The organism is Burkholderia sp. LMG 13014, assembly GCF_905232215.1.
In the GTDB taxonomy this organism is placed as follows: domain Bacteria; phylum Pseudomonadota; class Gammaproteobacteria; order Burkholderiales; family Burkholderiaceae; genus Burkholderia.
The window spans coordinates 1-7,068 of the sequence record NZ_CAJNKE010000308.1; the positions used below are offsets into that span (position 1 = coordinate 1).

The window sequence follows — 7,068 nt, forward strand, 5'->3', positions numbered from 1 at the left end:
GGGCCGCGTCGCGGCCGTCCGGATCGCCGAGATCCGGCCGCAGGTCAGCGGCATCGTGCAGCGACGACTGTTCGAGCAGGGCACGGAAGTCCGTGCCGGCCAGCCGCTGTTCCAGATCAACCCGGCGCCGTTCAAGGCCGACATGGACACGGCCGCGGCGGCCCTGCAACGCGCGGAAGCCGCGCTCGCACGCGCCAAGGTGCAGACCACCCGGCTGAAGCCGCTGGTCGAAGCCGACGCGATCAGCCGCCAGGTATATGACGACTCGGTATCGCAACGCGACCAGGCTGCCGCCGACGTCGCACAGGCTCGTGCGACGCTCGCACGACGCCAGCTCGACCTGAAATTCGCGACCGTCGAGGCGCCGATCACGGGCCGCATCGACCAGGCTCTCGTGACCGAGGGTGCGCTGGTCGCAAGCAGCGACAGCCAGCCGATGGCACGCATCCAGCAGATCGACCAGGTCTACGTGGACGTGCGCCAGCCGGCCGCGTCGCTCGAATCGCTGCGCGGCGCGCTCGCGGCCCAGCCGGACACCGCGGGCAACGGGCTGCCGGTCGACGTGCTGCGCGACGACGACAAGCGTTATGACGTGAAGGGCCGCATGCTGTTCTCGGGCGTCAACGTCGACCCGGGCACCGGCGACGTGCTGCTGCGCGTGCTGGTCGACAACCCGAAGCGCGAGCTGCTGCCGGGCATGTACGTGCGCGCCCGCATCCCGCGTGGCCACTACGAGAACGCGCTGACCGTGCCGCAACAGGCGATCGTCCGCGCGGGCGGCAAGCCGCAGGTCTGGGTGCTCGACGCGAAGAGCCAGGCGCACCTGAAGGCCATCGAAGTGGGCGAGCTGACGAACCGCAGCTATCGCATCAAGTCGGGTCTGCAGGCCGGCCAGAAGGTCGTGGTCGAAGGCATGGAACGCCTGAGCGACGGCGCGACCGTGACGGCGACCGCATGGAAGGCGCCTGAAGCGGTCAAGACCGCTTCGTCGCACTGAGTCACGGGGAGCATCCAGTCATGTCCCAATTCTTCATCCGGCGCCCGGTCTTCGCGTGGGTGATCGCCCTCTTCATCATCCTGCTGGGCCTGATCGCCATCCCCGAACTGCCGGTTGCGCGCTATCCGTCGGTCGCGCCGCCGACCGTCACCATTACCGCCACCTACCCGGGCGCCACGCCGCAGACGATGAACGACAGCGTGCTGAGCCTCATCGAGCGCGAGCTGTCCGGTGTCCGGAACCTCCTGTACTTCGAATCGGCGTCGGATACCTCCGGTCAGGCGAAGATCACCGCCACCTTCAAGCCCGGCACCGATTCGGCGATGGCGCAGGTCGAGGTGCAGAACAAGCTCAAGTCGGTCGAGCCGCGCCTGCCCCCCGTCGTGCGACAAAACGGCGTGATCGTCGAGTCAGCCGCATCGGGTTTCCTGTTGTTCGTCGGCCTCAAGTCGGAAAGCGGCCGCTACGACGAAAACGCGCTCGCGGACTACATGGCGCGCAACGTCGTCGAAGACCTGCGACGTGTCGAAGGCGTCGGCAAGGTGCAACTGTTCGGCTCCGAACAGGCGATGCGCATTTGGGTCGATCCGGAGAAGCTGATCACCTATGGCCTGTCGATGAACGACCTGACGACGGCCGTCGCCCAGCAGAACGTGCAGATCGCCCCGGGCAGCCTCGGCGCGGCGCCCGCGCTGCCGGGCCAGCGTGTCACCGTGCCGCTCACCGCGCAAGGCCAGCTCACGTCGCCCGAGCAGTTCGCGAAGATCGTGCTGCGCGCGAACGCGAACGGCTCGAAGGTCGTGCTCGGCGATGTCGCGCGGGTCGCACTCGGCCCGCAGTCGTTCACCTTCGTCAACAGCGAGAACGGCAAACCCGCCACCTTTGCCGGCGTGCAGCTGGCGCCGGGCGCCAACGCGGTGAAGACCGCCGAGGCCGTGCGCGAGCAACTGGACATGATCGCCAAGACGATGCCGGCCGGCATGACCTACTCGATCCCGTTCGATACCGCGCCGTTCGTGAAGATCTCGATCGAGAAGGTGATTCACACGCTGATCGAAGCAATGGTGCTCGTGTTCCTGGTGATGTACCTGTTCCTGCAGAACGTGCGCTACACGCTGATCCCGGCGATCGTCGCGCCGGTGGCGATGCTCGGCACCTTCACGGTCATGCTGCTGACAGGCTTCTCGATCAACGTGCTGACGATGTTCGGCATGGTGCTCGCGATCGGCATCATCGTCGACGATGCAATCGTCGTCGTGGAAAACGTCGAACGCCTGATGGCGGAAGAAGGCCTGTCGCCGAAGGACGCGACGATCAAGGCCATGAAGGAAATCACCGGCGCGATCATCGGCATCACGCTGGTGCTGACGGCCGTGTTCCTGCCGATGGCGATGTCGAGCGGTTCAGTCGGCGTGATCTATCAGCAGTTCACGATGTCGATGGCCGTGTCGATCATGTTCTCGGCCCTGCTCGCGCTGACGCTGACGCCGGCCCTGTGCGCGACGATGCTCAAGCCGGTCGCGCATGGCCACCACGAGAAGCGCGGTTTCTTCGGCTGGTTCAACCGCCGCTTTGACCGCCTGACGAACTGGTACGAGACGCGCGTCGGCCGGCTGGTCGGCCGCACGGGCCGCATGATGCTCCTGTTCGTCGCGATTGCCGTCGCGCTGGGGTTCGGCTTCCGCATGCTGCCGTCGTCGTTCCTGCCCGAGGAAGACCAGGGCTACTTCATGACCGGCTTCCTGCTCCCGGCCGATTCGACCGTCGAGCGCACCGGTGACGTGGTCAAGACCCTCGAGAAGCATCTCGCGTCGCGTCCGGGCATCGAGTCGAGCATCTCCATCATCGGCTACGGCTTCTCCGGCCTCGGCTCCAACGCGGCACTGAACTACGCGGTGCTCAAGGACTGGGACAAGCGCGAAGGCGCCGGCGCGATGGACGAAGCGATGCGCGCTCAGCATGCGATGAGCGGCGTGACGGAAGGCACGGTCATGAGCCTGTTGCCGCCCGCGATCGACGGGCTGGGTACCAGCTCGGGCTTCACGATGCGCCTGCAGGATCGCGCGAACCAGGGCTACGCGGCGCTCAAGGCGGCTGAAACCAAGCTGCTCGAACTGGCCGCACAAAGCAAGGTGGTGACGGGCGTCTATCCGGACAGCCTGCCGGCCGGTACGAGCGTGAAGCTGGACATCGACCGCGAGAAGGCCGAAGCGCTCGGCGTGTCGTTCACGACCATCAGCGACACGCTGTCGGCCGCGATGGGTTCGACCTACGTGAACGACTTCCCGAACGCGGGCCGCATGCAGCAGGTGATCATCCAGGCCGATGCGCCGGCACGCATGCAGATCGAGAACGTGATGAAGCTCTACGTGCGCAACGCGACCGGCGGCATGGTGCCGCTGTCCGAAGTGGTGCGTCCGGTCTGGTCGGAAACCCCGCTGCAGTTGGTGCGCTTCCAGGGTTATCCGTCCGCTCGTATCTCCGGCGGCTCGGCCCCCGGCTACTCCAGCGGCGCGGCAATGGCCGAGATGGAGCATCTGGCCGCGCAGTTGCCGCCGGGCTTCACGGTGGCGTGGACCGGCCAGTCGCTGCAGGAGCGCGAGTCGGCTTCGCAGGCGCCGATGCTGATGGCGCTGTCGATGGTCGTCGTGTTCCTGGTGCTCGCGGCGCTCTACGAGAGCTGGGCGATTCCGCTGTCGGTGATGCTGGTGGTGCCGCTCGGCCTGATCGGCGCGCTCGGCGCGGTGATGTTGCGCGGGATGCCGAACGACGTGTTCTTCAAGGTCGGGATGATTACCGTGATCGGCCTGTCGGCAAAGAACGCGATCCTGATCGTGGAGGTTGCGAAGCAGTTGCGCGAGGAAGGCATGGGGCTGATCGAGTCGGCCGTGCAGGCATCGAAGCTGCGTCTGCGCCCGATCCTGATGACCTCGCTCGCGTTCGGCCTCGGCGTCGTACCGCTGATGATCGCGACCGGCGCGAGCGCCGAAACGCAACACGCGATCGGCACCGGCGTGTTCGGCGGCATGGTGACCGCCACCGTGCTGGCCATTTTCTTCGTTCCGGTTTTCTACGTGTTCGTGATGAGCATCCAGGAACGCATCTCGGCATGGCGCGCATCCGGCAAGAAGCCCGCCACCGTGACCCACGAACATGAAGGTTGATGCCATGCGATCACTCATTCTTTCCGCCGCGGTTTCCGCCGCGCTCGCGCTGTCGGCGTGCTCGATGGCGCCGAAGCTGGTCAAGCCCGAGATGCCGGTGCCGACCGCCTATACGACCGCTGCCGCGGCCGACCAGCACGCGAACGCGGCCGATCTCGGCTGGCGCACGATGTTCGGCGACCGTCGCCTGCAGCGCCTGATCGAGCTCGCGCTCGAGAACAACCGCGACCTGCGTCTGGCCGCACTGAACGTCCAGGCTGCCGAAGCGCAGTACGGCATCCAGCGTTCCGCGCGCCTGCCGTCGATCGGCGCCGGCGCGAGCTTCACACGCCAGCGCACGGCCGCCGACTCGCAATCGAACCCGCCGCTGCTCGAAAACACGCAGAACCAATATGGCGTGAACGTCGGCCTCAGCGCATTCGAGATCGACCTGTTCGGCCGCGTGAAATCACTGTCCGATGCGGCGTTCGCGCGCTATCTCGCGACCGATCACGGCCGCCGGGCAGTGCAGATCGCGCTCGTCGGCTCCGTGGCCAACGCGTATTTCGCCGAGCGTCTCGCGCAGGAACAGCGCGCGCTGTCCGAACGCACGCTGAACGACTGGCGCCAGTCGCTCGATCTCGCGCGCCGCCTCAAGCTCGCCGACCAGGCGAGCGGTGTCGACATCGCGCAGGCCGAAGGCCAGGTCGCGAGCGCCAGCGCCGATCTCGAAGCGCGTTCGCGCGCCGTCGAGCAGGCCAATAATGCGCTGCGGCTGCTGGTCGGCACCGACCTGCCGAAGAACCTGCCCGACCCGCTGTCGCTGGAACGTCAGCCGGTGATGACCAAACTGCCGGCCGGACTGCCGTCGGAATTGCTGTACCGCCGGCCCGACATCCAGCAGGCCGAGCAGAATCTCGTCGCCGCCAACGCCGACATCGGCGCGGCGCGCGCGGCATTCTTCCCGCGCCTGTCGCTGACGTCGTCGATCGGCTTCCTCAGCCCGGGCCTCGGCAGCCTGTTCGACGGCGGCCAGCGCGTGTGGAGCTTCGCGCCACAGGTCACGTTGCCGATCTTCCAGGGCGGCCGGCTGCGTTCCGAGCTGAATCTCGCGGAAGTGCGCAAGTCCAGCGCGGTCGTCGAGTACGAACGCTCGATCCAGACCGCGTTCCGCGAAGTGGCCGACGGCCTCGCCGGACGCGAGACCTTCAGCCGCCAGATCGACGCACAGGCCCGGGTCGTCAAGAGCGCCGAGCGCCGTACCGATCTCGTGAACCTGCGCTATCGCGCCGGCATCGAGGATCGGCTGGAACTGCTCGACTCGCAGCGACAGCTGTATGCCGCGCGCCAGGCGTTGCTGGATCTGCGCAACGCCGAACTGGACAACGCGGTCGCGCTCTACAAGGCGCTCGGTGGCGGGCTGACCGACACCGACGTGCCTCCCGCCAACAACGTGGCGAACAACTGAGCCATGCACCGTCGCCGATCCGTTCGCGACGATTGAAAGCACGGTGAAGTCCGGCGGCGCACGTGCCGCGCCGCCGGCCCGCCTACCGGTCACGCTCACTTCCAGTGAACCCGATGAACCCTCTGATACTCATTGCCGAAGACGATCCCGAGATCGCCGAAATACTCGACGCCTACCTGGCTCACGACGGCTTTCGCACCTACCGCGTCGGTCACGGCCAGGCCGTGCTCGACGTGCAGCCCGTGCTGAAGCCCGACCTGATCCTGCTCGACGTCAGGATGCCGCAAAAGGATGGCTGGGAAGTCCTGGTCGAACTGCGTCGCCGCGTCGACACGCCGATCGTCATCATCACGGCACTCGACCGCGAGATCGATCGCTTGCAGGGGCTGCGTTTCGGCGCGGACGACTACATCACGAAGCCATTCAATCCGGCCGAGGTGGTCGCGCGCATCCGGGCGATCCTGCGTCGCATCGAAACGGCCGCGTCAGGACGTTTCATCAAGGTCGGCAACCTCGAAATCGACACGCAAAGCTATCTGACCACGATCCGCTCGGACACCGGAGAAACCAGCGTCTCGCTGACGCTGACCGAATTCCGGCTGCTCGCCCACCTGGCCGGCTCGCCGAACCGCGTGTTCACGCGCAGCGAACTGATCGACGCGTGCCTCGCCGACGTCGATGCGCTGGAGCGTACCGTCGACAGCCATATCAGCCGGCTGCGCAAGAAGCTCGAATTCGCGGGCGCGTCCGGGGTGCCGGAGGTGATGCGCGGTGTCGGCTACCGGCTGCGCAGCACCCAGTGAACCCGCGTCATGGATCGCGTCTGCACGTTGTGCGGATCGTCGGTCTCCTGACGGTCGCCGTCGTGTTGACGATCGCGACCGGATGGTTCGTCGTCTACGGACTGATCCTCGCCGTCTCGTCTCTCGCGACCGACACCCCGATCGCGGCTGTGATCCGGGAGACGCCGAGCTATCTGCTGCTCGCCGCGTTGCTGCTGGCCGGGCTGGTCGCGACGGTCATCGACCTCGTCAAACTGGCGCGCGGCACCGGCTCGTAAGCCGCTGCGCCGCATTCGCCGCCTGTCCCCTTCCCCGTGAAAAAGCGGTTCCTGAAACGCCCGTACGAATGGCAGATCGGCTTGCGTGATGCGGGGCTCGGCAAACGCGCGGGCAGCACCGGCTTCACGTCGTTGGTTGCGGTCGCTTCGATGGCGGGCATCGCGCTCGGCATGGCCGAACGCTTGCACCGTGTGACGTGACAGGCGAAACGCGCATCTCATGCGCATCGCATGCGCGTTCGCCAGGCGTCAACCACTCGCTCAGTAAGCGTAGTCGTAGTAAGCCTCGTCATAGCGATGCTTGTTGCGGCGCATCCTGCGCATGCTGTCGCGATCCCGCGCATCGTCGCGCTCCCGCGCATTGCGGCCGAGGTTGCCACCCAGTGCCGCGCCGCCACCA

General features: G+C 66.7%; 6 protein-coding genes. All 6 read left to right on the plus strand.

What is annotated here, in order from left to right; all coding sequences use genetic code 11:
• Positions 1-997: efflux RND transporter periplasmic adaptor subunit (locus JYJ84_RS24165; RefSeq protein ID WP_205189555.1), on the plus strand; the 997-nt coding region annotated here is incomplete at its 5' end.
• A gap of 20 nt (positions 998-1,017) precedes the next feature.
• Positions 1,018-4,161: an efflux RND transporter permease subunit gene (locus tag JYJ84_RS24170; protein ID WP_122950413.1), complete on the plus strand. Its 3,144-nt coding sequence runs from the start codon at positions 1,018-1,020 to the stop codon at positions 4,159-4,161.
• Between the two features lie 4 nt (positions 4,162-4,165).
• Entirely contained in the window at positions 4,166-5,608 is a 1,443-nt protein-coding gene (locus JYJ84_RS24175) for an efflux transporter outer membrane subunit (protein ID WP_174957474.1), read from the plus strand.
• 113 nt (positions 5,609-5,721) lie between these two features.
• On the plus strand, positions 5,722-6,411 hold the full coding sequence (locus JYJ84_RS24180) for a response regulator (RefSeq protein WP_122950412.1): 690 nt from the start codon (positions 5,722-5,724) through the stop codon (positions 6,409-6,411).
• Positions 6,408-6,668: a hypothetical protein gene (locus JYJ84_RS24185; RefSeq protein ID WP_175221930.1), complete on the plus strand. Its 261-nt coding sequence runs from the start codon at positions 6,408-6,410 to the stop codon at positions 6,666-6,668. The genes JYJ84_RS24180 and JYJ84_RS24185 overlap by 4 nt, the downstream gene beginning before the upstream one ends.
• Before the next feature lie 36 nt (positions 6,669-6,704).
• Positions 6,705-6,869 carry a hypothetical protein gene (locus JYJ84_RS24190; protein WP_175221931.1) on the plus strand — a complete coding sequence of 55 codons (165 nt, stop codon included), beginning with the start codon at positions 6,705-6,707 and terminating at the stop codon, positions 6,867-6,869.
• Positions 6,870-7,068: the final 199 nt, after the last annotated feature.

Coding starts and splice junctions, on each gene's coding strand:
- JYJ84_RS24170 (WP_122950413.1), top strand. CDS start 1,018: ATGTCCCAATTCTTCATCCGGCGCCCGGTCTTCGCGTGGGTGATCGCC.
- JYJ84_RS24180 (WP_122950412.1), top strand. CDS start 5,722: ATGAACCCTCTGATACTCATTGCCGAAGACGATCCCGAGATCGCCGAA.
- JYJ84_RS24175 (WP_174957474.1), top strand. CDS start 4,166: ATGCGATCACTCATTCTTTCCGCCGCGGTTTCCGCCGCGCTCGCGCTG.